Genomic DNA, 26,073 nt, shown 5'->3' with positions numbered 1-26,073 from the left:
CCTCCAGGCTAGGCCGAGGCGACCGCCCGGGTGAACCCCCGATCAGGTGCCCGGCCGATGGGCGCAGGGTGATCAGCCTCGGGTGTGCTGCCCGACCATCTGCACGTTGCCGGACCCCTCGATGATCTCGCCGGCCTGCCAGGCGTCCACGCCCCGGCCGGTCAGGGTGGCCAGCGCGCGGTCGGCGTCCTCGGCGGAGACGATCGCGAACATGCCGACGCCCATGTTGAAGGTTGCCTCCATCTCCGGGTCCTCGATCCGGCCCTTGGACTGGATCAGGTCGAAGATCGGCTGCGGCTTCCAGGTGGAGCGGTTCACCACGGCGTCGACGTGCTCGGGCAGCACCCGGACCAGGTTGCCGGGGATGCCGCCGCCGGTGACGTGGGCCAGCGCCCGCACCTCGGCCTCGGCGATCAGCTTGAGGCAGTCCTGCGCGTAGATCTTGGTCGGGGTTAGCAGCTCCTCGCCCAGCGTCCGCTGGCGGCCGAAGTCGTCGATCACCACGTCCAGCCGCATCCGGCCGGCGCCGAGCAGCACGTGCCGGACCAGGGAGTAGCCGTTGGAGTGCAGGCCGGACGAGCGCATCGCGATCACGACGTCGCCCACCTCCACCCGGTCCGGGCTGAGGATCTCGCTCTCCTCCACCACGCCGACGCCGGTGGCCGAGATGTCGTACTCGTCGGGGCGCAGCACGCCCGGGTGCTCGGCGGTCTCGCCACCCAGCAGCGCGCAGCCGGCGTACCGGCAGCCGTCCGCGATGCCGGCGCCGATCTCGGCGACCTTGTCCGGCACGACCTCGCCGGTGGCGATGTAGTCGAGCAGGAACAGCGGCTCGGCGCCGCAGGCCACCAGGTCGTCGACGACCATCGCGACCAGGTCGATGCCGACCGTGTCGTGGATGTCGAGCTGCTGGGCGATCACCAGCTTGGTGCCCACGCCGTCGGTCGAGGACGCCAGGATCGGGTTCTTGTACTTCTTCGTGTCCAGCCGGAACAGGCCGGCGAAGCCGCCCAGGTCACCCATGACCTCGGGGCGCCGGGTCTCCTTGACCTTGGACTTGAGCAGTTCGACAGCGCGGTCGCCCGCCTCGATCGACACCCCGGCGTCGGCGTACGAGACCGAGCGTTTGCGCTGCGTCCGGCCGGACCCGGCCGACCAGGGCTGGCGGTCGCCGCCGGCGCCCGTCGGGCTGGATCCTGCGCCGCTGCGCTCGGACACGTGCGTCACGGTTCTCCCCTTTGTGGTTCCCGCGAGCCCGGAGCGGCCGGACCCGCGTCGGTGGTGCTACGGGTGGTGGGTCGGTGTGGCGACGAGCGGACCGGTCGGCCCGGCCGCCTCGGCGGCGACCCGGCGTCCCACTCCTTCGAGCACGTGCTTGCCGATCAGGTTCCCGGCCGGCAGTTCGATCGGGTACTCCCCATCGAAGCACGCCCGGCAGAGCCGGCTCTTCGGCTGCTCGGTCGCGGCGATGAGACCGGGCAGCGAGACGTAACCGAGCGAGTCGGCACCGATGGACCGCCGGATGCCGTCGTTGTCCAGCCCGTTCGCCAGCAGCTCGGCGCGGGTGGCGAAGTCGATGCCGTAGAAGCACGGCCAGCTCACCGGCGGCGAGGAGATCCGGACGTGGACCTCCAAAGCGCCCGCCTCGCGCAGCAGCCGGACGATCGCCCGCTGGGTGGTGCCCCGCACGATCGAGTCGTCCACCACGACCAGGCGCTTGCCACGCACGTTCTGCCGCAGCGGGTTCAGCTTCAGCCGGACGCCGAGGGCGCGCAGCGTCTGCGAGGGCTGGATGAACGTGCGCCCGACGTACGGGTTCTTCATCAGGCCCTGGCCGTAGGTGATGCCGGACTCCTCGGCGTAGCCGATCGCGGCCGGGGTGCCGGACTCGGGCACCGGGATCACCAGGTCGGCCTCGACCGGGTGCTCCTTGGCGAGCTGGCGGCCGATCTGCACCCGCGCGGCGTGCACGTTGCGGCCGGCGATGGTGGCGTCCGGCCGGGCGATGTACACGTACTCGAAAAGACAGCCCTTGGGCTCGGGCGAGGCGAACCGGCTGGACCGCAGCCCGTTCTCGTCGATGGCGATCAGCTCGCCCGGCTCGACCTCGCGGACCACGCTCGCGCCGACGATGTCCAGCGCGGCCGTCTCGCTCGCCACCACCCAGCCGCGTTCGAGCCGGCCGAGCACCAGCGGGCGCACGCCGTGCGCGTCGCGCGCCGCGTAGAGCGTCGACTCGTCCATGAAGACGAAGCTGAACGCGCCGCGCAGCTGGGGCAGCACCTCCAGCGCGGCCGCCTCGACCGACAGGTCGGGCCGGCTGGCCAGCAGCATCGTGACCAGTGAGGTGTCGTTCGTCGAGCCGTCGGAGTCGAGCCCGCGCACGGCGGCCTCGCGCTGCAACTCGGCGGTGTTCACCAGGTTGCCGTTGTGCGCCAGCGCGATCGTGGTGCCGGCGCTCGTGGCCCGGATGGTCGGCTGGGCGTTCTCCCAGGTCGAGCCGCCGGTGGTGGAGTAGCGCGCGTGCCCGATCGCGACATGCCCGCGCAGGCTGGCCAGCGTCGGCTCGTCGAACACCTGGGCGACCAGGCCGAGATCCTTGTAGACCACGACACCGGAGCCGTCGCTCACCGCGATGCCCGCGGCCTCCTGACCGCGGTGCTGAAGGGCGTAGAGCCCGAAGTAGGTGAGGTTGGCGACCTCTTCACCCGGCGCCCAGACGCCGAAGACGCCACACGCGTCCTGTGGGCCGGGTCGCTGGGGGTCAAGGTCGTGGCTCAGCCGGCCATCGCCTCGGGGCACCTGCCGCTCCCTCGCAGTGGGGTCTGGACTGGCCTGGCGGAGTCGGGGGGTCAGCTCCGCACACATGGGCCGGGACCGTCGTCGGGTTCTCAGTGTACGCGACCAGCAGTCGATACCGACAGTCACGAGATGTCAGCCCAGCGTGAGCAGGATTTTCCCTGCCCAACGCCTAAATGGGGAGGTACGGGGATAGGTCAGCCCGGATTCCGGACACCCGGATGCGACCTTCGGTGACCGTTTCCGCCCAACCCGCGCGGCCGGTGGCGATCGCCAGCCACGTCGGCGGATCCATCTCCACCACGTTCGGCGGCGTGCCGCGGGTGTGTCGTGGGCCACTCACGCACTGGACCGCACCGTAGGGTGGGACGCGCACCTCCACCGATCGGCCGGGGGCACGATCCGCGAGGGCAGCCAAGAGCATCCGGACCGCCTCCCGGAGCACCGGCCGTTCGGGCGTACGCCCCTCGTCCAGCGCCGCCAGTGCGGCGAGTACCGCTTCGGAATAAGCGTGCGGAGAGGACACGACGGGACGATACGACCCGGCGGGACGCCGCCCGACGGCGGCCCTGGGTAGAGATGATCCGGTCAGACAAGGCATAGTTGCCGACGGCGTTATTCGTACCGTGAGTGATCAACCTCGGCCCTGGCGGCCGGCGGAGAGGTCAGACCCGGAAGGCGGTGGACGTGTCAACACACCGACGTGCCTGGAAGCAGCGGGCCGGTGTGGTCGTAGCGCTGGTCTTCGGCGCCCTGCTCACCGTCCCCGCAAGCCCCGCCCTCGCCGCACAGATTGTCACCGCCACCAACTCCGTGACGGTCGAGGCGGGCAAGAACAGCACTGTAACGGTCACGGTCCGCCCGACCGGTGGTGAGACATCCACTGACATCGACGTGCAGGACCTACCCGACGGCGTCAACTGTGGGGGCTGCGGTCGGGTCGATTTCAATGGCGATCAGGATCAGACGGTCACGCTGACTCTGACGGCGGCTGCGAGCGCGCCAGCCAACAACCAGTCAGCGAGGATCACGGTCAGCGGCGGCCCACCTCGGCAGCTCCGGGTTACCGTCCGGGCTGCTGCCCCGCCCACGCCGCAGCAGCCGCAGACGGTCAAGACGGTCTCCGGCAAGGTGGTGAACGCCGACGGCGACCCGATCGAGGGCGCCCTCGTCATGCTCCGCGACAGCGCGGGCAAGGAGCGCCGCACCAACACCAGCGGGAACGGCAACTTCAGCTTCAGCGGCTCCGAGTCCAACCCGATCGCACCCGGGCGGATCGAGGTGGGTGCCTCCACCGACGGCGCCACGCCCGTCGCCAAGTCGGTGAACGCGAACGCCGGACAGTCCGTGACCGGCGTCCGGCTCAGCATCCAGGTGCGGGCGTCGGCGAGCCCGAGCGCCACCCCGTCGGCGAGCGAGTCCGCCGCGCCGTCCGAGGAGCCGCTCGAGGAGGAGACGGCCGACACCCCGTCGGCCGAGGCGCCCGCCGCACAGCAGCCGACCGCGAACGAGGACTCCGGCGGCTTCGGCTCCTGGCTGCTCATCCTGCTCGGTGGCCTCTTCGTCGCCGTCGGCGTGGGCACCATCGTGCTGCTCTACCTGCGCCGCAAGAACGAGGACGGCGACGGCGACGGTCCGGGTGGGCCGGCCGGTCCGAGTGGCCCCGGTGGCGCCGCGGCCGGTGCCATCCCGGCGGCCCGGGGCGCCTACCACGGCACTGACGACCAGACCCGGGTGGTGAACGGCATGGGCGCCGGGCCGGCCGCGACGATGGTCGGTGGCCCCTCGATCAGCGACGCCCCCACCATGCTCCAGCGCCCGGTCGTGGACGACGTCCCGCCGGACCCGTACGGCGCACCGCCCGGCCCGGCCTACGGTGTCGGCGGCGGCCAGGGCGGTTACGGCTACGGCGACGACGCGCCCGGCCAGGGCGGTTACGGCGCGGGTGGCTACGGCAACGCGCCCTCCTCGGGCGGCGGCTACGGCAACGGCCCGTCCTCGGGCGCCGGCTACGGCAGCCCGGACTACGCCGCCGGCGCCGCTGCCGGTGCGGCCGGCTACGCGGCCCAGGGCGGCGGCTACGGCAACGAGCGCTTCGACGAGCCCACCGGCCGCTACACCGGGGACAGCACCCAGTACGCCCCGGCGGCCGACCCGTACCCGACCAGCACCTACCAGCCGGAGCAGGACCGCGGCTACGACCAGGCCGGCTCGGCCTCGTACGGCCGTGGCCCGGAGCAGGGCGACGGGTACGGTGCCGCCGGTGGCTACGGCACCGCGCCGGGCGGCTACGACACCGGCCGCCAGCAGGGCGGATACGGCGAGCCCACCGGCGCTTACGGCAACGCCGCGGGCGGCGGCTACGGCGACAACCCGCCCGGCGGCTACGGCGACGCTCCGGCCTACGGCGGCGGCCAGGCGGCGGGCGGCGGCTACGGCGACGGCGCAACCGGCGGCTACGGCAACGCCGGCGCTGGTGGCTACGACAAGCAGTCCGGTGGCTACGACGGCGGCCGCCAGCAGGGCGGATACGGCGACGCGCCGACCGGCGGCTACGACAACCCCAGCGGCGGATACGACACCCGCTCGCCGGGCGGCTACGACACGAGCGCCGGTGGTTACGACAGCGGCGCGACCGGCGGCTACGACGGCGGCCGTCAGCAGGGCGGGTACGGCGACGCGCCGGCCGGCGGCTACGGCAACCCCGGCGGCGGATACGACGGCGGTCACCAGTCGGGCGGCTACGGGCAGCAGGGCGGCGGATACGGCGACGGCTACGGCCAGGCCCCGCAGGGCGGGTACGGCCAGCAGGGCGGTTACGGCCAGGAGCCGCCGCAGCAGCGCGGGGGCGGCTACGACAACCCCAACGACCCGGCGCAGGCCGGTCGCGCCCGCCCGGACGCGCAGCCGGACCGTTCCGGACGGCGCCTCGACTGGCTGGACGACTGACCCGTACCAGACAGAGGAACTGTGGCCGCCCGCGAGAAGTGGGCGGCCACAGTCGTCAGCGCGCCGAACACATGCCGCGTTGCCCGCAGGCGAGAGGGCTGCGCTCAGGCGGGGGCGAAGTAGTCCTGGCGGAGCACCGGCACCACGTCGGAGACACCCACAGCGGTCGCCACCGCGACGTCCTCCGCGAAGCCGCCCTCGGCGAGTTCCCGCCCGGAGACGCATCCCCGGACCGCGGCCGGCACGTCCGGCGTGCTCGCCAGCGCGGCGAGCGCCATCGCGGCCTCCACCGAGAGCCCACCGGGCACCTCGGCGAGCGCGTCGAGCACGCACGCCGCACCGAGCTGGTCCTCCACGCAGGGCCGCAGTGACCCGTCGGGCCAGCGCTCGCCGGCCGCCACCACGCCCACCGGGGCGTCGTTCGAGCCGTACCCCTCGGCGCGGAGCCAGCGCCCGACGGCGGGTGCGTTACGCAGGCACGCCGCGACCACCGGCACTCCGGTGGCGCTCGCGGCGGCGCTGATCGCCGAGCCGTTCGGCGACGGCAGCACCAGGTCGGCCACGACCGGCGCGGACCGCAGCGCCGCCGGGGAGAGCGACCACGGATGCTCCGCGGTCGTCCTCCGGCGGCCCACAGCGGCCACCGCCCCCACCCGGCGGGCGTAGTCGGCGGCCTGCTCACCCCACGGGAACGGGTGCACCCGCATGCCGCGGCTCACCGCCACCTCCACGGCGGTGGTGAACGACAACACGTCCACCACCACCAGGGCGGCGCAGACCCGGCCGAGCTCCGCCGCCCCGGTCAGTCCCCAGTCGAACCGGGCACCGGCGCCGGGTTGGGCGAAGACGGCCAAGGCCAGCGCCTCAGCGCTGACCCGGCGCCGGCTCACCGGAAGCCGGACCGTCGGACCCGTCGGCGGGCGCCGACTCGTCCTGGGCCGGGGTTCCGTCGACGGCAGGAGTCGCGCCGGCCGGTGCGTCCCCGTCCGACGCCGTAGCCGGCGCGTCGGGCTCCGCCGTGGCGGCGGGCGCGGAGGCCCCGGCGTCGGACGGCGGGGTGTCCCGGCCGGCCTTGGCGATCGGCTCGGCGTCGACAGCGGCCGGGTCGATGCCGACCGGCTGCTCGGCGGTCGCCGGAAGCACTGTGGTGGTGCCGGTACGGGTCGCCGCCACCTCCACCCGGGCCGCCTCGGCGGCACCGAACAGGCGCGGGAGCGTACCGGTGTGCGCCTCGCGCAGCTCGTCCAGGCCGATGCGGAACTGGCCGTGCACCTCCAGCGCGCCGGAGGCCGGGTCGGTCACGCCGACGAACTCCCACGGCACGCCACGCTCGGCGCACAGCGCGGTGAACGCCTTCTCGTGGCCGCGCGGCACCGACACCAGCACGCGGCCGGCGGACTCGCTGAACAGGAAGACGAACGGCATCGACCCGCCGGCGAAGTGCTCCGGCACCACGACCCGGGCACCGACGCCCCGGCGCAGGGCCGACTCGACCAGGCTCTGCGCCAGGCCGCCGTCGGAGAGGTCGTGCGCGGAACTGAGGTGCCCGACCCGGGCCGCCTCGGCCAGCAGCTCGGCGAGCTGCCGCTCGCGGGCCAGGTCGACCTGCGGCGGGATGCCGCCGAGGTGCTCGTGGGTCACCCAGGCCCACTCCGAGCCGGACAGCTCGACGTGCGTCTCGCCCAGCAGGAAGAGCTGGTCGTGGTCGCCGGCCGGGCGCGGCACGAAGCCCATCGGCACCCGCTCGGCGACGTCGTCGAGGACCCCGAGCACGCCGACCACCGGGGTCGGGTGGATGGCCGCGGCACCGGTCTGGTTGTAGAAGCTGACGTTGCCGCCGGTCACCGGGATGCCCAGCTCCAGGCAGCCGTCCGCCAGGCCGCGTACGGCCTCGGCGAACTGCCACATCACGCCCGGGTCCTCCGGCGAGCCGAAGTTCAGGCAGTTGGTCACCGCGATCGGCTTCGCGCCGGTCACCGCCACGTTCCGGTACGCCTCGGCCAGCGCCAGCTTCGTCCCGTGGTACGGGTCGAGGCGGGCGTACCGGCCGTTGCCGTCGACGGAGAGCGCGACGCCCAGGCCGCTGCGCTCGTCGATCCGGATCACGCCGGAGTCCTCCGGCTGGGCGAGCACGGTGTTGCCGAGCACGTACCTGTCGTACTGCTCGGTGACCCAGGTCTTGTCGGCCAGGTTCGGCGACGCGATCATGCGCAGCACGGTCTCCCGGAGCGCATCCGGGGTGCTCGGCCGGGGCAGCGTCTCGGCGCGGTCGGCCTGGAGCAGGATCAGGTCGGCCGGCTCGCGCATCGGCCGGGCGTACACCGGGCCGTCGTCGACGAGTGAGCCCGGCGGCACGTCCACCACGAGCTGGTCGCGCCAGGTGACGACGAGCCGGCCCGGCTGGCCGTCCGCCGACGGGGCGGTGACCTCGCCGATGGCGGTGGCCCAGACGCCCCACTTCTCGGCGGTCTTGAGCACGGCGTCGAGCTTGTCGGGCGAGACGACGAGCAGCATCCGCTCCTGGGACTCGCTGGCCAGGATCTCGTGCGGCTCCATCGAGGGCTCGCGCAGCGGCACCCGCTCCAGCCAGACCCGCATGCCGGTGCCGGCGGAGGCGGCGGTCTCGGTGAGGGCGCAGGTCAGGCCGGCGCCGCCGAGGTCCTGGATGCCGACGACCAGTTCGGCGTCGTACAGCTCCAGGCACGCCTCGATGAGCAGCTTCTCCATGAACGGGTCGCCGACCTGCACGGACGGGCGGCGCTGCTCGCTGCCCTCGTCGAAGGTGGCGCTGGCGAGCACTGATACGCCGCCGATGCCGTCGCGGCCGGTCTTGGCGCCCATCAGGACCACGATGTTGCCGGGGCCGGTGGCGTCCTTCTTCTGCAGCCGGTCGACCGGCAGCACGCCCAGGCAGAGCGCGTTCACGAGCGGGTTGCCCTGGTAGCAGGGGTCGAAGACGACCTCGCCGCCGATGTTGGGCAGGCCGAGGCAGTTGCCGTATCCGCCGACTCCGGCGACCACGCCGGGCAGCACCCGGGCGGTGTCCGGGTGGTCGGCCGCGCCGAAGCGCAGCGGGTCCATCACTGCCACCGGGCGGGCGCCCATGGCGAGGATGTCGCGGACGATGCCGCCGACGCCGGTCGCCGCGCCCTGGTACGGCTCGACGAAGCTCGGGTGGTTGTGCGACTCGACCTTGAAGGTCACCGCCAGCTCGTCGGAGACCTGGACCACGCCGGCGTTCTCCCCGATGCCGGCGAGCAGCCGGTCGCTCGGCGGCGCCTTCTCGCCGAACTGGCGCAGGTGCACCTTGCTCGACTTGTAGGAGCAGTGCTCGCTCCACATGATCGAGTACATGGCCAGCTCGGCCTGGGTGGGCCGGCGGCCGAGGATGTGCCGGATCCGGTCGTACTCGTCGTCGCGGAGGCCCAGCTCGGCGTACGGCTGAAGCTCCTCCGGCGTGCCGGCGGCCCGGGGGACGGTGTCCACGCTCAGCGCCCAGTCGTCGGTCGCGCCGGCCTGCGGCGCCACGCCCTGGCGCTCGCGCGGGGCCGGGTCCGGATGGGTGGTCATGACGTCTCCTTGCTGCGCTCGCCGCCGGTGCGGCGGGTGAGCCGACCGATGTTCCCGGCCACCATCACGCCGGCGCTCCCACCAGGTGCTTGAGCACCGAGGTGAAGAAGCCGAGGCCGTCCAGGGAGGGGCCGGTGAGCGCCTCCACCGCGTGCTCGGGGTGCGGCATGATGCCGACGACGTTGCCGGCCTCGTTGGTGATCGCCGCGATGTCGCGCTGCGATCCGTTCGGGTTGCCGCCGACGTAGCGGGCGACGACGCGGCCCTCGCCCTCCAGCCGGTCGAGCGTCGCGGTGTCGGCGACGTAGCAGCCCTCGCCGTTCTTGACCGGGATGAGGATCTCCTGGCCGGGCTGGAACGCGTTCGTCCAGGCGGTGCCGGTGCTCTCGATCCGCAGGACCTGGTCCCGGTTGCGGAAGTGCAGGTGCTGGTTGCGGGTGAGCGCGCCGGGCAGCAGGTGCGCCTCGCAGAGGATCTGGAAGCCGTTGCAGATGCCGAGCACCGGCAGGCCACCACGCGCGGCCTGGACGATCGTCTCCATCACCGGGGCGAACCGGGCGATGGCGCCGCAGCGCAGGTAGTCGCCGTAGGAGAAACCGCCGGGCAGGACGACGGCGTCCACCCCGTACAGGTCCGGGTCGCCGTGCCAGAGCCGGACCGCCTCGGCGCCGGCGATCCGCACGGCCCGGGCCGCGTCCCCGTCGTCGAGGGAGCCGGGGAAGGTGACCACACCGACCCGGGCGGTCACGACTGCGCGCCCGCGGTCTCGTCGGCGGTGACCACGCGGACGGTGAAGTCCTCGATGACCGGGTTGGCCAGCAGCTTGTCGGCGATCTCCCGGGCCCGGTCCAGGTCCGGTTCGCCGGTGAACTCGATCTCGATCCGCCTGCCGATCCGAACCGAGGCGACGTCGTCGACGCCGAGTCGGGGCAGCGCGTTTGCGACGGCCTGGCCCTGCGGATCGAGGATCTCGGGCTTGAGCATGACGTCGACTACGACGCGAGGCACGGGGCACTCCTGACTGTGTACGCAGTTGGGTGCCGGCCCAACAATCGGGCGAGCGCAGCCAGCCTACCTGGCAGATACCGCCCGGCCCGCACCGGCCGGGGGCAGTTCCGGCGCTGACGGACGGGCCCGGCGGCGGTGAACGGGTGTCGTTGCCCGTTCGTTGCGACGTCGATGCGAATTCGTTGCGCCCGACGCTTGCGGGCGACCCCCGGCAGCACCTCCCAGCAGGCATTCTGCCGCGAAACACCCCACCTTGGACCGGTATCCGACAGCAGGTCGGCGCGGCGCGCGGCGCGCGTCACGTCATCGGCATGACTCGATCCACACCTTGTGACACCGGGCGGCACGGCCGTAACATGCATCGTCAGATGTCGATGCACTGGATCGACCTCCCTCGCCGGCCCCACCCCATCCGGCGGGTGTCACCCCCTGCCCGGCAACCCCGGGCGCCTGCGCAGAAGGAGCCCCGACATGCGCCTCCGTCCCCTGCTCGCCGTGCTGACCACCGCGCTGGCCGGCGTCCTGGCCACCGCCTCCGGCGCCACCGCCGCGCCGGCCGGCCCGCAGCCGATCATCGGCGGCGGCACCGTCTCGTCGGCGCCGTGGGCCGCCGCCGTCTTCAGCAACGGCTCGTTCACCTGCTCCGGCAGCGTGATCGCGCCCCAGTGGGTGCTCACCGCCCGGCACTGCGTCAGCGGCACCATGTCGGTCCGCGTCGGCAGCGTCTACTACGCCTCGGGCGGCGTCACCCGCACCGTGAGCGCCTCCTACACCCGCTACGACCTGGCCCTGCTGCGCCTGTCCAGCACGGTCAGCACCTCCGCCGTGTCGCTGGCCACCAGCAACCCGCCGGTCGGCTCCACCAACACCATCTACGGCTGGGGCATGACCTGCTACAGCGGCTGCGGCGCGTCGCCCCAGCTCAAGACCGCCAGCGTACGGGTGACCAGCACCAGCGTCACCGACGCGTACGGCGGCCAGGCGATCCGGAGCACCCGGGTCAACGGCAACGCGTGGCGGGGCGACTCGGGCGGCCCGCAGTTCTACAACGGCCGGCAGGTCGGCGTCGCCTCCACCGCCGACGGCCAGAGCATCCAGAACTACGGCAGTGTCGCGTACAACCGGTCCTGGATCACCTCGACGGCCGGTGTCTGACGGTTGATGCCGGTGCGGCGCGGATCGGCCGGGTGCGGCCCGGGCGTCCGCGCCGCGTCGTTTTTCAGCATCCGATCAGCTGAACACGGCTCGCGAACCACCCGGCCGAGGGCTGACAGCATCGGAAGTGTGCTGGTCGTGACGACGGATCAACTGCCCGGCTACGAGATCCGCCAGATCCTCGGCGAGGTGGTCTCCTCGATGGCGAGGACCCGCAACCCGTACCGCGAGGGGGTCAAGAACCTGCGCGGTGGCGCCTACGACCCGTTGGCGCCGGACAACCTGACCCGCTGGCGCACCGACTCGGTGGCCCGCCTCGGCGAGGAGGCCCGCCGCCTGGGCGCGAACGCGGTGATCGGCATGCGCTTCGACAGCCGCGACTGCGGCGAGATGTGGATGGAGATCTGCGCGTACGGCACGGCGGTGATCGTCGCGCCGAAGACGCCCGACGTGATGCCGCCGGACCAGCCGGCGATCGCGGCCGAGACCGCCCACGACCCGGAGATCGCCTCCGCGCCGGGCGGCATCGCCGAACCCGCGTCCGCCCCCAACCTGAGCTCCGCCGCCGAAACCCCCACCGGCACCTGACGGATCCTCGCCACCCCGGTTGATCAAGGAGTTTGTGTCACTGCGGCGCCCCGTACCGGACACAAACTCCTTGATCACCGAGGGAAGGCGGGCGGTCAGAGGATGGGGGGCGGGGAGTAGGTGGCGGCCTCGGGGTGGGTTTCCACCACCCTGGTGATTCTCGCGGCCACGCGGTTCACCTGGTCGGTGGCGGCGCCCACGAAGGCGTTGCGGTCGGCGACCAGGGTGTCGATCTCGGCCCGGGTCAGGCCCAGCCGGCCGTCGGTGGCCAGGCGGTCGAACAGGTCGTTCTCGGCCGCGCCCTTCTCCCGCATGGCCAGCGCCACGGCGACCGCGTGCTCCTTGATCACCTCGTGCGCGACCTCGCGGCCGACGCCCCGGCGGACGGCCGCGACCAGGATCTTCGTGGTGGCCAGGAACGGCAGGAAGCGCTCCAGCTCCCGGTTGATCACCGCCGGGTACGGGCCGAACTCGTCCAGCACGGTGAGGAACGTCTGGAACAGCCCGTCGGCGGCGAAGAACGCGTCGGGCAGCGCGACCCGGCGCACCACCGAGCAGGAGACGTCACCCTCGTTCCACTGGTCGCCGGCCAGCTCGCCGACCATCGACAGGTAACCCCTGATGATCACCGCGAAGCCGTTCACCCGCTCCGACGAGCGCGTGTTCATCTTGTGCGGCATCGCGCTGGAACCGACCTGGCCCGGCTTGAAGCCCTCGGTGACCAGCTCCTGGCCCACCATGAGCCGGATCGTGGTCGCCAGCGACGACGGCGCGGCGGCCACCTGGGCCAGCGCGGCGACGACCGCCATGTCGATCGAACGCGGGTAGACCTGGCCGACGCTGTCCAGCACCCGGCTGAACCCCAGGTGCTCGGCCACCCGGCGCTCCAGCTCGGCCACCTTGCCGGCGTCGCCGTCGAACAGGTCGAGCTGGTCGGCGGCGGTGCCCACCGGTCCCTTGATCCCCCGCAGCGGGAACCAGCCGATCAGATCCTCCAGCCGCTCGTACGCGATGAGCAGCTCCTCGGCCGCCGACGCGAAGCGCTTGCCCAGCGTGGTGGCCTGCGCGGCGACGTTGTGCGACCGGCCGGTCATCACCAGCGCGGAGTACTCGCCCGCGTGCCATCCCAGCCGGGCCAGCGTGGCGACCACCCGGTCCCGGATCAGCTCCAGCGAGGCCCGGATCTGGAGCTGCTCGACGTTCTCGGTGAGGTCGCGGGAGGTCATCCCCTTGTGCACGTGCTCGTGCCCGGCGAGCGCGCTGAACTCCTCGATCCGGGCCTTCACGTCGTGCCGGGTGACCCGCTCCCGCGCCGCGATCGAGGCCAGGTCGACCTGGTCGACCACGCGCTCGTACGCCTCGACGACCCCGTCCGGCACCGGCACGCCGAGGTCACGCTGGGCCTTGAGCACCGCCAGCCAGAGCCGGCGCTCCATCCGGACCTTCTCCTCCGGCGACCAGAGGGCGACCAGTTCGGGCGAGGCGTACCGGTTGGCGAGCACGTTCGGGATCGTCGTCACGTACCTCAGTCTTTCATGACGCCGGGGTGGGCCCCGGCGACGCCGGTCCCCGGTCCGGCCTGTGGGCAGGCCGGACCGGAAACGCCCTCAGCCCAGCCGGATCTTCCGGTCCAGCGCGACGGCGGCCATCTCCCCGGCGGTCAGGAGGTGCCGCTCGGTGAACGAGTTCGTCTGCACGCTCACCCGGGTGCCGTCGGTCCGCTTCACGATCACGAACCGCACGTTGATCGGCTTCCGCCCGGACGTGGGCGGCGCACGGAAGCCCCGCACGTCGAACGTCACCACCCGCTCGCCGTCCGGCCCGGTGAACGAGCGGCAGTTGACCATGCTGTCCTCGCACTCGTCCGGACCGCTCGCCTGACCGGGGAGCGGCCTTCCCACGTCGATGGTCAGGTACGACCGGACCTCGCCCCGGGCGGCGACACCCACCCCGAACCAGCCCGTCATCGACTCCCAGCGCAGCGGCTGCACCGACCACTGCGGCGCGTCGGTCAGCGGGCCGCCCCAGGTCTCCAGGTCGGTGGCCGCGGCGCCCCGGACCCACCGCAGGTCCGGCGCCTCCCGGTCGAGCGCGGCCAGCATCGCCGTCCGCAGTCGCTCCGGGTGGGTCCGCGCGGTGGCGGACGCGGCCGAGGAGGCGGGTGCCGGGCCACCGGACGCTCCCGGCTGCACGACCACGCCGGCGCCGAGCGCCAGCGCCAGCACCGCTGTCGCCGAGGCGTACGCCCCCACCCGCCGCCGCCGGCGCCGGCCCTCCCGCGCCACCAGGGCGTCCACGTCCACCGCCGTCGGCGGCGCGGCGCCGATCGCCTCGTCGAAGATCTGCCGGTACGTCATCTCTGCCTCCCGTTCTCCACTGCCGGATGGTGCGAGGCGAGCAGCCGCAGCGTCTCCAGCGCACGGGCGGCCTGACTCTTCACGGTGCCGGCGCTGACGCCCAGGATCTGCGCGGTCTCCTCGACCGACAGGTCGCAGTAGAACCGGAGCACCACGACCGCCCGTCGCCTGGGCGCGAGCCGGCCCAGCAGCTCCAGCAGCATCTCCCGCTCACCGACCGCCGGTTCCGCCGCAGCCAGGTCAGCCCGGTCCGGCACCTCGTCCGTGCTGCGCTCCCGCCGCCACGGCCGGCGCCGTTCGTCCAGCCACGCGTTGGTGAGGATCCCCCGCACGTACGCGTCGAGGTTGTCCGCGCCGAGCGCCCGCGCCCAGTTGCGGTAGAGCTTGCTCAACGTGATCGACACCAGGTCGTCCGCCGTGTGCCAGTCCCGGCAGAGCAGGTACGCCGTCCGGCGCAGCGGCTCCAGCCGCGCGGTCACGTAGTCGCGGAACTCCTCGTCGCGCCCGGTCACGGAGTGCCGTCCCTCGTTCGCCTCATGCCCAGGGGACGGAACGGGGTGCCGGTCGGGTTGCCGGCGACCGTCACCGATCTCCTCCGCTGATCGTGATCCGGCCGATCCGATATGTCAGGCGGGACAGCCGCGCCGGACCCGCCGGGCGAGGATCGCTCCCGACCGTTCCTTTCTCCACGGGGGATACCAGATGCGCAGACCGTCCCTGAGCGGGCTGACCGTGGCCGCACTGGCCGGCGGCTCCCTGGTGCCGCTGGCCGCACCGGCCCAGGCAGCCGAAGCGACGACGCTCTACGTCCGGCAGAGCTCGGCCGCGTGCTCCGACACCGGCCCCGGCACCGAGGCCGCGCCGTTCTGCTCGATCGGTCCGGCGGTGGCCCGGGTCGAGGCCGGGCAGACGGTCGACATCGGCGCCGGCACCTACGCCGAGCGCGTGACGGTCGCCCGCTCCGGCACGCCCGACCAGCCCGTCACCATCCGCAACACCGCCGGCAGCAACGGCCGCATCAGCGGGCCGGAGGCCGGGGTGCTGGTCGACGGGCAGCACGACGTCGTGCTCCGCGACCTGTGGATGACGGCGCTCGCCGACGTGCCCGGCCTCGACCTGCGGGACTCCAGCGCCATTACGGTGCAGGGCGGGTCGTTCACCATGGCCGGCCCGTCCGCCACGCCTGTCGTCCGGTTCGCCAGGGTCACCCGGTCGGTCCTCTCGACGAGCAAGATCAACGGAGGCACCGGGGTCACCGGGGTGACCCTCGACGCCACGACGACCGATGTGACCGTCCGGGCCGCGAGCGTGACCAGCAACGTCGTCGACAACGCGGCCGAGCGCGGCGTCGCCATCCGGGTCGACGGGCCGGGCAACGAGGTGTACGGAAACATCATCGGTGGATTCACCGGCGCCGGCATCCTGCTCGGGCCGGGAGCCGCCGAGACGAGGGTGGTGAACAACCAGGTGTCCGGCGGCAAGGGCGTCGGCATCCACAACAACGGGGCCGCCCGCACCGCGATCACCAACAACGAGGTCCGGGACCGCTGCTTCGAGAGCGTCCGCGTCGACGGCGCGTCGGACGGCGCGTCGCTGCAGAACAACGTCCTGTTCAGCAGTGGCGCCCAGAACGATCCCTACTGCGACAGCACGGCCGAGCAGACCGCCGAGATCGGGCTCTACGACGACTCGGGCCGGCGGGTGACAGTGGACTACAACAACACCGTGCACGGCAGCTTCATCCCTGGTTCGTCGAACTACTCCTGGAACGGAACCCGGATGGGGTTGACCCGCTTCCGGGACGTGTCCGGGCAGGCCGCCCACGACAAGGAGGGCAGCGGGCCGGGCGACCGGGAGGACTCGGCGAACTCGGCCGCGCCCGGCTACCCGGCCACGGACCGCACCGGCGCGGGCCGGGCGGACAATCCGGCCACGCCGAACACCGGCGCGGGTCCCGTCCCGTACGCCGACCGTGGCCCCACCGAACTGCTCGGCAACCCGTACGCCGTCCTCGATGTCAGGTACGACGCGGACACCTCCTCGGTCACGCTCGACGCCTCCGCGTCGACCCCCGGGTACGTCCCGCTGACCACGTACGTGTTCGACTTCGGCGACGGCACGGTGGTGACCCAGGACAAGCCGGTCGCCTCCCGCGTCTACACGAGGACCGGCACCTTCACCGTCTCGGTCAAGGTCTCCGGCAGCGACGGCCGGGTCGGCACCACGCTCGGCCAGGGCGTGAGCGTGCTGCCCCGGACCGGATCGATCGGGCTGCTGTCGCTGTACAACCTGCGCTTCGCGAACGCGTCCACCGCCGGATCGAACGTGCAGGCCGACCAGGCGACGATGGGTGCGGGCAGCCAGTTCGACCTGATGGACGCCGGCAACGGGCGGATCGCGCTCCTCTCCCGCGCCACCGGCAAGTACCTGAACAACGGCGGCGACAGCATTCGGCCGCTCTTCGCGGCGGTGGGCTCGAACTCGACGTTCGAGCTGCTCCGCAACGCCGACGGCACGATCAGCCTCCGGTCGGACGGCGGCAGCTACGTGGGTGTCTCGTCGAGCACCGCGCTGACCGCTCTCGCGCCCATCATCAACAACCGGGAGAAGTTCTACCGGGTGAACGTCGCCGACTCGAACCGCACGCTCAAGGCCGCCGTCAACAGCAGGTACGTCAGCGCGGAGAGCGCCGGCGCGAAGCCGCTGATCGCCAACCGCGACACCGCCGGCCCGTGGGAGACGTTCGACCTCGCGGATCTGGGTTCCGGGCAGGTGGGCGTCTTCTCGCACGCCAACAGCCGCTTCGTCTGCGCGGACAACGTCGGCCTCAACCCGCTCATCGCCAACCGCACCAGCGCGGGCGCGTGGGAGAAGTTCACGGTGACCCGCAACGCGGACGGCACCACCAGCCTCAAGGCGACGATCAACAGCAAGTACGTCAGCGCCGACAACGTCGGCACCAACCCGCTGATCGCCAACCGGGCCACGATCGGTCTCTGGGAGAAGTTCACAGTCGGCGGCTGAGCCGTCACGACGTCCGACGCCCGCCCGGCCGCTCGCCGGGCGGGCGTCGCCGTCAGCGCTCCAGGATGGCTGTCACACCCTGCCCGCCGGCCGCGCAGATGGAGATCAGGCCGCGCCCGCTCCCCTTCTGGTCGAGCAGCTTGGCGAGCGTGGCGACGATCCGGCCGCCGGTGGCGGCGAACGGGTGCCCGGCCGCCAGCGACGACCCGTTGACGTTGAGCTTGTCCCTGTCGATCGAGCCGAGCGGGGCGTCCAGGCCAAGGCGCTCCTTGCAGAACTCCGGCGACTCCCAGGCGGCCAGCGTGGCGAGCACCTGCGAGGCGAACGCCTCGTGGATCTCGTAGAAGTCGAAGTCCTGGAGGCTCAGCCCGGCCCGGGCGAGCATCCGGGGCACCGCGTACGCGGGGGCCATCAGCAGGCCCTCGTCGCCGTGCACGAAGTCGACGGCGGCGGTCTCGGACCAGGAGAACCAGGCCAGCACCGGCAGGTTGTGCGCCTTGGCCCACTCCTCGGAGGCGAGCAGCACGGTGGACGCGCCGTCGGTGAGCGGAGAGGAGTTGCCGGCGGTCATGGTGGCCCGCTCGGCGTCCGCGCCGGAGGCGCCGAAGACCGGCTTGAGCGAGCCGAGCTTCTCCAGGCTGCTGTCCGGCCGCAGGTTCTGGTCGCGGGTGAGCCCCAGGTAGGGGGTCATCAGGTCGTCGAAGAACCCCTTGTCGTACGCGGCGGCGAGCCGCTGGTGCGAGCGCAGCGCGAGTTCGTCCTGCGCGGTCCGGTCGACGTTCCAGCGCAGCGCGGTGCGGGCCGCGTGCTCACCCATGGAGAGCCCGGTGCGGGGCTCGGCGTTGCGCGGGATCTCCGGCTTGAACGGCTGGTGCGGGCGCAGCTTCGCCGCGACCTTGAGCCGTTCGCCGAGCGTACGGGCCGAGTTGAGCTGGAGCAGGGTGCGCCGCATGTCCTCGTTGACGGCGAGCGGCGCGTCCGAGGTGGTGTCGACGCCACCGGCGATGCCGACCTCGATCTGCCCGAGGGCGATCTTGTTGGCGACCAGGATGGCGGCCTCCAGCCCGGTGCCGCAGGCCTGCTGGATGTCGTACGCGGGGGTGTGCGGGTCGAGCCGGGAGCCGAGCACCACCTCACGGGTGAGGTTGAAGTCGCGGGAGTGCTTGAGCACCGCGCCGGCCACCACCTCGCCGACCCGCTCGCCGGCGAGCCCGAACCGGGCCACCAGCCCGTCGAGCGCCGCACCGAGCATGTCGGCGTTCGACGCGTGCGCGTAGCGCGAGTTGGACCGCGCGAAGGGGATGCGGTTGCCCCCGATGACCGCGACCCGCCGGACACTCTGCACGATCGGCCTCCCTCGAAACTGTTGCCCGAACCCTACTCGCCAGTAGGCTACGCCTATGACCGACAGGTACGCGAGCTTCGTCCAGACGGGGGCCGGTCGCGCGCTGGTCAAGCGCCTCGGGCTGCCCGACCCGCCCCGACTGCGCCGGCACACGCCCGGCGACCCGCTCGTTCCCGGGCCGGTCCTGCTCGGCTCCTCGGCCGGTGGCCGGATCGCCGAGCCGGCCGGCAAGATCCTGACCGCCGCCGGGGTCGAGCTGGCCGACCCGGTCGCCGCCCACGACGCCGACCGCCGCTTCGCGGCCCTGGTGTACGACGCCAGCGGCATCACCGACTCCACCGGGCTGCGCCAGCTCTACGACTTCTTCCACCCGCAGGCCCGCTCGCTGCTGTCGAGCGGCCGGGTGATCGTGCTGGGCACGCCGCCGGCCGAGTGCGGCTCTCCCCGGGAGGCTACCGCCCAGCGCGCGCTGGAGGGCCTGACCCGCAGCATCGGCAAGGAGTTCGGCCGGGGCGTGACCGCCCAGCTGGTGTACGTGACCCGCGAGGGTGACGCCGGCACCCCGGTGAGCCTGGAGTCCACGCTGCGGTTCCTGCTCTCCGGCCGGTCCGCGTACGTCTCTGGCCAGGTGATCCGGGTCGGCACCGGCACCGCCGTCGCGCCGGCCGACTGGGACCGGCCGCTCGACGGGCAGGTGGTGCTGGTGACCGGCGCGGCGCGGGGCATCGGCGCGGCACTGGCGAAGGTGCTGGCCCGCGACGGCGCGCAGGTGGTGGCGCTGGACATCCCGGCGGCCGGGGACGAGTTGGCCGCCGTCGCCAACGACATCGGCGGCAGCGCGGTGCAGCTCGACCTGACCGCGCCTGATGCGCCGACCCGGCTGGCGGAGCACCTGGCGTCCCGGCACGGCCGGGTCGACGTGGTGGTGCACAACGCGGGCATCACCCGGGACAAGACGCTGGGCCGGATGGACGCCGACCGGTGGGACTCGGTGATCGACGTGAACCTGTCCAGTCAGGAGCGGATCAACGACGTACTGCTGGAACGCGACCTGATCCCGGCCGGCGGCCGGATCGTGTCGGTCTCCTCGATCGCCGGGATCGCCGGCAACCGGGGGCAGACCAACTACGCGACCAGCAAGGCCGGCGTGATCGGCTTGGTCGACTCGCTCTCCCCGGTGCTGGGCGAGCGCGGGATCAGCCTGAACGCTGTCGCGCCGGGCTTCATCGAGACCCGGCTGACCGCGCGCATCCCGTTGACCATCCGGGAGGCGGGCCGCCGGATGAACAGCATGGCCCAGGGCGGCCTGCCGGTGGACGTGGCCGAGACGATCGGCTGGCTCTCCTGGCCGGCGACCGGCGCGGTGAGCGGCAACGTGGTCCGGGTCTGCGGCCAGAGCCTGCTGGGGGCGTGATGGCACAGGATCACGAGGACGACCTGAGCCTGCACGACCTGATCGAGGGCCCCACCCGCGACCTGACGTCGGCCCGCGCCGCCGCCCTCGCCCAGACCCGCCCGGCTTCCGGCGATCATGAAGTTGACGGCACTTCTGGAGATCCACAAGGCAGCCAACCTCATGATCGCCGGGGTGAGGGGGCAGGGCGGCGACGGGTGGAGCTGGAGCGGTTGCCTGCGAGTGGGGCGCTTTACCGGCGTGCGCTGCTCGGGGTGGTGCCGGGGGTCGGAGGTCGGCCCGGGGCGGACGTGCCGGGGCTTGAGCTGGGTGTCTCGGGGGTCGCTGTGGATCAGCGGCACCTGGCGGACTACGACCGGGTGTGCGGGTTCCGGCTGACCGACCGGCTGCCGGCGACGTACCTGCACGTGCTCGGGTTTCCGCTGTCGCTGCGGCTGATGACGAGCCCCGGCTTCCCCATCCCGCTCACCGGCGTGGTGCACGTGGCCAACCGGATCACCGTCCACCGCCCGGTCGAGGCCGGCGAGCGCGTCGACTTCCACACGTACGCGGAGAACCTGCGCCCGCACGAGCGGGGCCGCCAGCTCGACGTGGTGCTGATCGGGTCGATCGGCGGCGAGGAGGTCTGGCGCGGCGTGTCCACGTACCTCGGGAAGGAGCGCGCCGCCAGCGGCGGCCCGCGGCGCGACAGGGGTGACCGCCCGGCGCCGCCGGCCTCCTCGGCCCGGTGGCGGGTGACGCCCCGGGTGGGTACCGACTACGCGCGCGTCTCCGGCGACCACAACCCGATCCACACCTCGAAGGTGGGCGCGCGGCTGTTCGGCTTCCCGCGCCCGATCGCGCACGGCATGTGGAGCAAGGCCCGCTGCCTGGCCGCGCTGGCGCCCAGACTGCCCGAGGCGTACACGGTGGACGTGTCGTTCAAGCTGCCGGTGCCGCTGCCGTCCACTGTCGCGTTCAGCGCCTCGGCGGCCGGCGCGGGCTGGGAGTTCGCGCTGCACAGCGCCCGGGACGGAAGGCCGCACCTGGTCGGTTCGGTGCGCTGAGCGAAAGAGGGGACTTGCCGTCCCCTCTTTTCGACGCTAAGTTGTTCTCAGATTGAGTTGTTCTCAACCTGAGAGAGTGAGTCGCCGTGAACGAGCAGGACTTCCTCGCCGGATACGACCCCCGGGACTACCCGGCGGTCGCGGTCACCGTCGACGTGGTCGCGCTGACCATCCGCGAGGGCGCGCTGCACCTGCTGCTGATCCGTCGCGGCGCGCCACCCTACGAGGGGCACTGGGCGCTGCCCGGCGGCTTCGTCCAGCCGGACGAGGACCTGGCCACGGGTGCCCGGCGCGAGCTGGCCGAGGAGACCGGCCTCGGCGGCGAGCGGCTGCGCCGGGTGCACCTCGAACAGCTCGGCAGCTACGGCGCCCCGCACCGCGACCCCCGCATGCGGGTGGTCTCGGTCGCGCACCTGGCGTTCGCCCCCGACCTGCCCGACCCGGTCGCCGACACCGACGCCGACGAGGCGATCTGGCTGCCGGTCACCGCGCTGAGCAGCCGGCAGCTCGCCTTCGACCACGGCCGGATCATCGACGACGGGCTGGAGCGCGCCCGCTCCAAGCTGGAGTACACGCCGCTGGCCACCCGGTTCCTCGCCCCCGAGTTCACGGTCACCGAGCTGCGCGAGGTCTACGAGACGGTCTGGGGCCACCCGCTGCACGCCGGCAACTTCCACCGCAAGGTGCTCTCGGTGCCCGGCTTCGTGGAGAGCACCGGCGCCAGCACCGAACGCGGCGGCGCGCGCGGCGGCCCCCGGGCCAAGCTCTACCGCGCCGGAGACGCCCGGCTGCTGCACCCGGCGCTGCTGCGCCCCGCCCGGGAGGAGACGGTGCGGTGAGGACCGAGGAGGCGATCCGGCTGGTCACGGCCGCGCGTACCGACGCCGACCTGTTCGGCACGCGGGAGCCGGCCCGCCGCTACCGCGAACTGGTCGGCGCGCTGCACCCCGACCGGCTGGGCGCGGCCGACCCCCGGGTACGCGCCGCCGCCGCCGAAGCGCTGGTCACCGTCACCACCCGGTGGCGCACCCCCGCCCCCGCGTACACCGGCGACGTCGCCACCCTGCACGACCGCAAGGAAGGGCCCCCTGTTAACGCCTCCGGTAGAGGAGGGGCCCCTTCTTATCACCTGGCCAAGGTGTGCCGGCACCCCGGCGACAACGACCTGATGGCCCGCGAGGCGCGCGCGTTGCGCCGGATCGCCGAGCGCGGCGACGCCAAGCACCTCGCGTACGTGCCGAGGCTCGTCGACTCCTACCCGGCGCGCGACCCGTCGACCGGCGTGCAACGGCAGGTCAACGAGCTGGCCACCGTACCCGGGCTGCGCAGCCTGGACGACGTGCGCCGCGCGTACCCCGACGGGCTGGACCCGCGCGACGCGGCCTGGATGTGGCGGCGGCTGCTCGTGGCGCTCGGCCTGGCCCACCGGGCCGGCGTGGTGCACGGCGCGGTGCTGCCCCGGCACGTGCTCATCGAGCCGGACGCGCACGGCCTGGTGCTCGTCGACTGGTGCTTCTCGGCCGAGCCGGGCGGGCTCGTGCCGGCACTCGTGCCCGGCCACGAGGACTGGTATCCGCCGGAGGTCGCCGCGAAGCGGCAGTGCGGGCCGGGCACCGACATCGCGATGGCCGCCCGCTGCATGACCTGGCTGATGGGCGACCGCGCGCCGCGCGAGCTGCGCGCCTTCGCCGACGGCTGTCAGGGCACTGCGCTCGCCACCCGGCCCGACGACGCGTGGCGGCTGCTGCGCGAACTCGACGAGGTGCTGCACCGGCTGTACGGGCCGCGCACCTTCCGACCCTTCACCCTCAACCCCTAGGGAGGCTGCCATGGGCAGTGGAATCTGGTCCACCGACGTGTACGACGCCGCCGACCGCTACCGGCGCCGCACCGGCAAGAGCGCGTTCTCGTACAGCGACAGCGGCGCCCGCAAGGTGCACCCGGCGCTCGACCCGCGCGACGCGCTGCGGGAGAGCCGCGACTCCGCCGAACACCCCCAGTCGACGCCGATCGCCGTGCTGTTCGACGTCACCGGCTCGATGGGGCACGTGCCCCGGGTGCTGCAGAGCAAGCTGCCGCAGCTGCTCGGCCTGCTGCTGCGCCAGGGGTACGCGAAGGACCCGCAGGTCATGTTCGGCGCGATCGGCGACGCCACCTGCGACCGGGTGCCGTTGCAGGTCGGGCAGTTCGAGTCCGACAACCGGATGGACGACGACCTCGGCCGGATCGTGCTGGAGGGCGGCGGAGGCGGCCAGATGATGGAGTCGTACGAGCTGGCGCTCTACTTCATGGCCCGGCACACAGCCACCGACAGCTGGGACAAGCGCGGCCGGCGCGGCTACCTGTTCATCATCGGCGACGAACTGGCGTACCCGGCGGTGAAGGCCGCTGAGGTGGCCCGGCTGATCGGCGACGACCTGCGCGAGGACATGCCGGTCCGGCAGATCGTGGACGAGGTGACCGCGCGCTGGGACACCTACTACCTGCTCCCGGCCGGCAGCCACTACGCGGGCAACCGCAAGGTGCTGGACTTCTGGCGCGGCCTGCTCGGGCAGAACGCGGTCGAGCTGGACGACCTGGACGCGGTCTGCGAGACGATCGCGCTCACCGTCGGCCTCGGCGAGCAGGCCATCGACCTGGACGCCGGGCTGCGCGACCTGGACCGGGCCGGCTCGACGGCCACCCGGACCGTCTCGAAGGCACTCGCCCAGGTCGGCTCCGGGCGGCGCGCGGTGGCGACGCTGCCGTTCAGCCCGGCCGACGGCGGAAGCGGGGTCACCCGGCTGTGAACCACGTGATGGTGGTCGACCTCGGCTACGGCGACGCCGGCAAGGGCACAGTGGTGGACCTGCTCTGCGCCACCCGGCAGGTGCACACGGTCATCCGCTTCAACGGGGGCGCGCAGGCGGCGCACAACGTCGTCCTGCGCGACGGGCGGCACCACACGTTCGCGCAGTTCGGCGCCGGGACGTTCCGTCCGGGCGTACGGACGCACCTGGCGCGGCACGTCGTGGTGGACCCGCTGGCGCTGGCCGCCGAGGCCGACCACCTCGCGTCGGTCGGCGTGCCAGACGCGCTCGACCGGCTGACTGTGGACGGGGAGGCGCTGCTCGCCACCCCGTACCACCGGGCCGCCAACCGGGCCCGGGAGATCGCCCGGGGAGCCGACCGGCACGGCTCCTGCGGGCTGGGGGTGGGCGAGGCGGTCGCGTACGGCCTCGCCCACCCCGACGAGGCGCCCCGGGTGGCGGACTGCCGCCGCCCGGCGGTGCTGCGCCGCCGGCTGGCCGCGCTGCGCGACCGGCTCACCGCCGAGCTGGGACCGCTCGACGCGCCGCCGGTGGAGGACTGCCTGCCCGCGTACGCGGCCTTCGCGCGCCGGGTGGCGATCGTCGACCGGTCCTGGCTGGCATCCGCCCTGCGCGAGGGCACCTGCGTGTTCGAGGGCGCGCAGGGCGTGCTGTTGGACGAGTGGCACGGCTTCCACCCGTACACGACGTGGAGCACCACGACGTTCGCCAACGCCGAGACGCTGCTCGCCGAGGCGGGCATGGCCGGGGCCGCGCGGCGGCTCGGCGTGCTGCGGACGACCACCACCCGGCACGGTCCCGGGCCGCTGGTCACCGAGGACGCGGCGCTGCCGTTCCGCGACCGGCACAACGGGACGAACCCGTGGCAGGGCCGGTTCCGGTTCGGGCACTTCGACGCGGTCGCCCACCGGTACGCGCTGGAGGTCGCCGGTGGCGTCGACGGGCTGGCGCTCACCCACCTCGACCTGGCCGGGCCCGAGCTGCGGATCTGCCGCCGGTACGACGGCCTGGACCAGCTCGTTCCCGGCCCGGCCGGTGACCTGGACCGGCAGGCGGCGCTCACCGAGCGGTTGCTGCGGGCTCGACCGGTGCTGGACGAGTCACCGGCCGACTGGCCGGCGGCGGTCTCGGAGGCGCTGGGGGCACCTGTGGTGCTCACGTCGCGCGGGCCCACGGCCGAGGAGAAGGAAGGGCCCCTTGTTAACGCCTTTTGTATGGGAAGGGCCCCTGCTTAACACCGCACCCCCGAGCATGGGTGCATGGGGGACGTGCTCGACCTGCTGCACCACACGGTGACCTCGCCGTGGGTGTATCTGCTGATCATCGCGGTCACCGCGATCGACGCGTTCTTCCCGGCGGTGCCCGGCGAGACGGTGGTGATCACGGCCGGCGTCTTCGCGGCGGGCGGCGAGCCGAACCTGGTGCTGGTGATCGTGACCGCCGCGTTCGGCGCGCTCCTCGGCGATCACATCTCGTACGCGATCGGCCGGGGCGGCGGCGCGAACCGGCTGGCCCGCTTCCCGGCGGACAGCAGGCGGCGGGCCGGCTCGGAGTGGGCCCGCCGGGCCGTCGACAGGCGCGGCGGGATGATCCTGACCACCGCCCGGTACGTCCCCGGCGGTCGCACCGCCGTCACGCTGACCATGGGTGCGGTCCGCTACCCGTTACGCACGTTCTTCCTGTACGACGGCCTGGCGTGTGTCACCTGGGGGATCTACTGCGGGCTGCTCGGCTACTTCGGCGGCCTGGCGTTCGAGCACAACCCCGTCTCCGGGCTCCTCGCCGGGGTCGCCATCTCGCTCGCGGTCACCGGCCTGTTCGAGGCCGTCCGCTGGGGCCGGCGGCGGGCGCACCGGCGGGCCGCCGCCCGGCGCGACTGTTAACAAGGGGCCCTTCCTCTACCGGAGGCGTTAAGAGGTCCTAACTTTTTGAGGGTGGGCGTAACCGACTGGATGTGAGGGTCGTTTCGTCTGAACGTGAGGAGGGGTGAGCAGCCGCCGTGGATCGT

21 protein-coding genes and 1 pseudogene are annotated in these 26,073 nt (G+C 73.0%); 11 read left to right on the top strand and 11 right to left on the bottom strand.

Going from position 1 to position 26,073, the window contains the following annotated elements; translation table 11 throughout:
- Positions 1-72 precede the first annotated feature (72 nt).
- From purM to ACGFIA_RS09000, 3 genes are all read right to left on the bottom strand, one after another.
- Positions 73-1,227, bottom strand: a complete 1,155-nt coding sequence (gene purM / locus ACGFIA_RS09010; RefSeq protein WP_357385105.1) for a phosphoribosylformylglycinamidine cyclo-ligase — start codon at positions 1,225-1,227, stop codon at positions 73-75.
- 57 nt (positions 1,228-1,284) lie between these two features.
- Positions 1,285-2,802: an amidophosphoribosyltransferase gene (gene purF, locus ACGFIA_RS09005; RefSeq protein WP_216931519.1), complete on the bottom strand. Its 1,518-nt coding sequence runs from the start codon at positions 2,800-2,802 to the stop codon at positions 1,285-1,287.
- 169 nt (positions 2,803-2,971) lie between these two features.
- Complete coding sequence (locus ACGFIA_RS09000) at positions 2,972-3,325, bottom strand: sterol carrier family protein (RefSeq protein WP_357385108.1); 354 nt, start codon at positions 3,323-3,325, stop codon at positions 2,972-2,974.
- 161 nt (positions 3,326-3,486) lie between these two features.
- Between ACGFIA_RS09000 and ACGFIA_RS08995 the strand changes: the two genes are divergently transcribed.
- A complete protein-coding gene (locus ACGFIA_RS08995) occupies positions 3,487-5,748 on the top strand; it encodes a carboxypeptidase regulatory-like domain-containing protein (RefSeq protein ID WP_357385110.1) in 2,262 nt (753 codons plus the stop codon).
- A 104-nt stretch (positions 5,749-5,852) separates the two neighbouring features.
- Here the strand turns inward: ACGFIA_RS08995 and ACGFIA_RS08990 are convergent, their stop codons facing one another.
- The 4 genes and pseudogenes from ACGFIA_RS08990 to purS all read right to left on the bottom strand — a co-directional run bounded on the left by ACGFIA_RS08990 (position 5,853) and on the right by purS (position 10,326).
- Positions 5,853-6,602: a 2-phosphosulfolactate phosphatase gene (locus ACGFIA_RS08990; RefSeq protein WP_357385112.1), complete on the bottom strand. Its 750-nt coding sequence runs from the start codon at positions 6,600-6,602 to the stop codon at positions 5,853-5,855.
- A gap of 334 nt (positions 6,603-6,936) precedes the next feature.
- Positions 6,937-9,318: pseudogene (gene purL / locus ACGFIA_RS08985) on the bottom strand (phosphoribosylformylglycinamidine synthase subunit PurL); the annotation flags it as partial.
- A gap of 64 nt (positions 9,319-9,382) precedes the next feature.
- Positions 9,383-10,066, bottom strand: coding sequence for a phosphoribosylformylglycinamidine synthase subunit PurQ (gene purQ / locus ACGFIA_RS08980; RefSeq protein ID WP_357385114.1), 684 nt, complete (start codon positions 10,064-10,066; stop codon positions 9,383-9,385).
- A complete protein-coding gene (purS, locus tag ACGFIA_RS08975) occupies positions 10,063-10,326 on the bottom strand; it encodes a phosphoribosylformylglycinamidine synthase subunit PurS (RefSeq protein ID WP_357385116.1) in 264 nt (87 codons plus the stop codon). The genes purQ and purS overlap by 4 nt, the downstream gene beginning before the upstream one ends.
- Before the next feature lie 471 nt (positions 10,327-10,797).
- Here purS and ACGFIA_RS08970 point away from each other — a divergent pair, with 471 nt between their 5' ends.
- A complete protein-coding gene (locus tag ACGFIA_RS08970; RefSeq protein WP_357385118.1) occupies positions 10,798-11,481 on the top strand; it encodes a trypsin-like serine protease in 684 nt (227 codons plus the stop codon).
- A gap of 6 nt (positions 11,482-11,487) precedes the next feature.
- Positions 11,488-12,069, top strand: a complete 582-nt coding sequence (locus tag ACGFIA_RS08965; protein ID WP_357468400.1) for a YbjQ family protein — start codon at positions 11,488-11,490, stop codon at positions 12,067-12,069.
- A gap of 95 nt (positions 12,070-12,164) precedes the next feature.
- Here ACGFIA_RS08965 and purB read toward each other — a convergent pair whose 3' ends face one another.
- The 3 genes from purB to ACGFIA_RS08950 all read right to left on the bottom strand — a co-directional run bounded on the left by purB (position 12,165) and on the right by ACGFIA_RS08950 (position 14,938).
- Positions 12,165-13,589: an adenylosuccinate lyase gene (purB, locus tag ACGFIA_RS08960; RefSeq protein ID WP_357468403.1), complete on the bottom strand. Its 1,425-nt coding sequence runs from the start codon at positions 13,587-13,589 to the stop codon at positions 12,165-12,167.
- 87 nt (positions 13,590-13,676) lie between these two features.
- Positions 13,677-14,426 (bottom strand): hypothetical protein, encoded by a 750-nt coding sequence (locus ACGFIA_RS08955; RefSeq protein WP_393259352.1) that lies wholly within the window; start codon positions 14,424-14,426, stop codon positions 13,677-13,679.
- Positions 14,423-14,938, bottom strand: a complete 516-nt coding sequence (locus tag ACGFIA_RS08950; RefSeq protein WP_393259350.1) for a SigE family RNA polymerase sigma factor — start codon at positions 14,936-14,938, stop codon at positions 14,423-14,425. The genes ACGFIA_RS08955 and ACGFIA_RS08950 overlap by 4 nt, the downstream gene beginning before the upstream one ends.
- Positions 14,939-15,128: 190 nt before the next feature.
- Between ACGFIA_RS08950 and ACGFIA_RS08945 the strand changes: the two genes are divergently transcribed.
- Positions 15,129-17,450, top strand: coding sequence for a PKD domain-containing protein (locus ACGFIA_RS08945; protein WP_393259348.1), 2,322 nt, complete (start codon positions 15,129-15,131; stop codon positions 17,448-17,450).
- A gap of 52 nt (positions 17,451-17,502) precedes the next feature.
- Here ACGFIA_RS08945 and ACGFIA_RS08940 read toward each other — a convergent pair whose 3' ends face one another.
- Positions 17,503-18,795: an acetyl-CoA C-acetyltransferase gene (locus tag ACGFIA_RS08940; RefSeq protein ID WP_357385130.1), complete on the bottom strand. Its 1,293-nt coding sequence runs from the start codon at positions 18,793-18,795 to the stop codon at positions 17,503-17,505.
- Between the two features lie 55 nt (positions 18,796-18,850).
- Here ACGFIA_RS08940 and ACGFIA_RS08935 point away from each other — a divergent pair, with 55 nt between their 5' ends.
- From ACGFIA_RS08935 to ACGFIA_RS08905, 7 genes are all read left to right on the top strand, one after another.
- A complete protein-coding gene (locus tag ACGFIA_RS08935) occupies positions 18,851-20,209 on the top strand; it encodes a 3-oxoacyl-ACP reductase (RefSeq protein ID WP_357468415.1) in 1,359 nt (452 codons plus the stop codon).
- Positions 20,209-21,255 (top strand): MaoC/PaaZ C-terminal domain-containing protein, encoded by a 1,047-nt coding sequence (locus ACGFIA_RS08930; RefSeq protein ID WP_357385322.1) that lies wholly within the window; start codon positions 20,209-20,211, stop codon positions 21,253-21,255. Before ACGFIA_RS08935 ends, ACGFIA_RS08930 begins: the two co-directional genes overlap by 1 nt.
- Positions 21,256-21,341: 86 nt before the next feature.
- Entirely contained in the window at positions 21,342-22,094 is a 753-nt protein-coding gene (locus ACGFIA_RS08925; protein ID WP_357468418.1) for an NUDIX domain-containing protein, read from the top strand.
- On the top strand, positions 22,091-23,074 hold the full coding sequence (locus ACGFIA_RS08920) for a serine/threonine protein kinase (protein WP_357385136.1): 984 nt from the start codon (positions 22,091-22,093) through the stop codon (positions 23,072-23,074). Before ACGFIA_RS08925 ends, ACGFIA_RS08920 begins: the two co-directional genes overlap by 4 nt.
- A 10-nt stretch (positions 23,075-23,084) precedes the next feature.
- Positions 23,085-24,044, top strand: coding sequence for a hypothetical protein (locus ACGFIA_RS08915; RefSeq protein ID WP_357385138.1), 960 nt, complete (start codon positions 23,085-23,087; stop codon positions 24,042-24,044).
- Positions 24,041-25,300: an adenylosuccinate synthetase gene (locus ACGFIA_RS08910; protein WP_393259345.1), complete on the top strand. Its 1,260-nt coding sequence runs from the start codon at positions 24,041-24,043 to the stop codon at positions 25,298-25,300. Before ACGFIA_RS08915 ends, ACGFIA_RS08910 begins: the two co-directional genes overlap by 4 nt.
- 24 nt (positions 25,301-25,324) lie before the next feature.
- Positions 25,325-25,948 carry a DedA family protein gene (locus ACGFIA_RS08905; protein ID WP_357385142.1) on the top strand — a complete coding sequence of 208 codons (624 nt, stop codon included), beginning with the start codon at positions 25,325-25,327 and terminating at the stop codon, positions 25,946-25,948.
- Positions 25,949-26,073: the final 125 nt, after the last annotated feature.

The organism is Micromonospora sp. NPDC049203, assembly GCF_043197215.1.
Taxonomy (GTDB): domain Bacteria; phylum Actinomycetota; class Actinomycetes; order Mycobacteriales; family Micromonosporaceae; genus Micromonospora.
The sequence above is the reverse complement of the archived record's forward strand: the minus strand, read 5'-3'. Positions and strand labels throughout refer to the sequence as shown.

Coding starts and splice junctions, on each gene's coding strand:
- ACGFIA_RS08970 (WP_357385118.1), top strand. CDS start 10,798: ATGCGCCTCCGTCCCCTGCTCGCCGTGCTGACCACCGCGCTGGCCGGC.
- ACGFIA_RS08965 (WP_357468400.1), top strand. CDS start 11,488: ATGCCGGTGCGGCGCGGATCGGCCGGGTGCGGCCCGGGCGTCCGCGCC.
- ACGFIA_RS08955 (WP_393259352.1), bottom strand. CDS start 14,426: ATGACGTACCGGCAGATCTTCGACGAGGCGATCGGCGCCGCGCCGCCG.
- ACGFIA_RS08945 (WP_393259348.1), top strand. CDS start 15,129: ATGCGCAGACCGTCCCTGAGCGGGCTGACCGTGGCCGCACTGGCCGGC.
- ACGFIA_RS08935 (WP_357468415.1), top strand. CDS start 18,851: ATGACCGACAGGTACGCGAGCTTCGTCCAGACGGGGGCCGGTCGCGCG.
- ACGFIA_RS08930 (WP_357385322.1), top strand. CDS start 20,209: ATGGCACAGGATCACGAGGACGACCTGAGCCTGCACGACCTGATCGAG.
- ACGFIA_RS08915 (WP_357385138.1), top strand. CDS start 23,085: ATGGGCAGTGGAATCTGGTCCACCGACGTGTACGACGCCGCCGACCGC.
- ACGFIA_RS08905 (WP_357385142.1), top strand. CDS start 25,325: ATGGGGGACGTGCTCGACCTGCTGCACCACACGGTGACCTCGCCGTGG.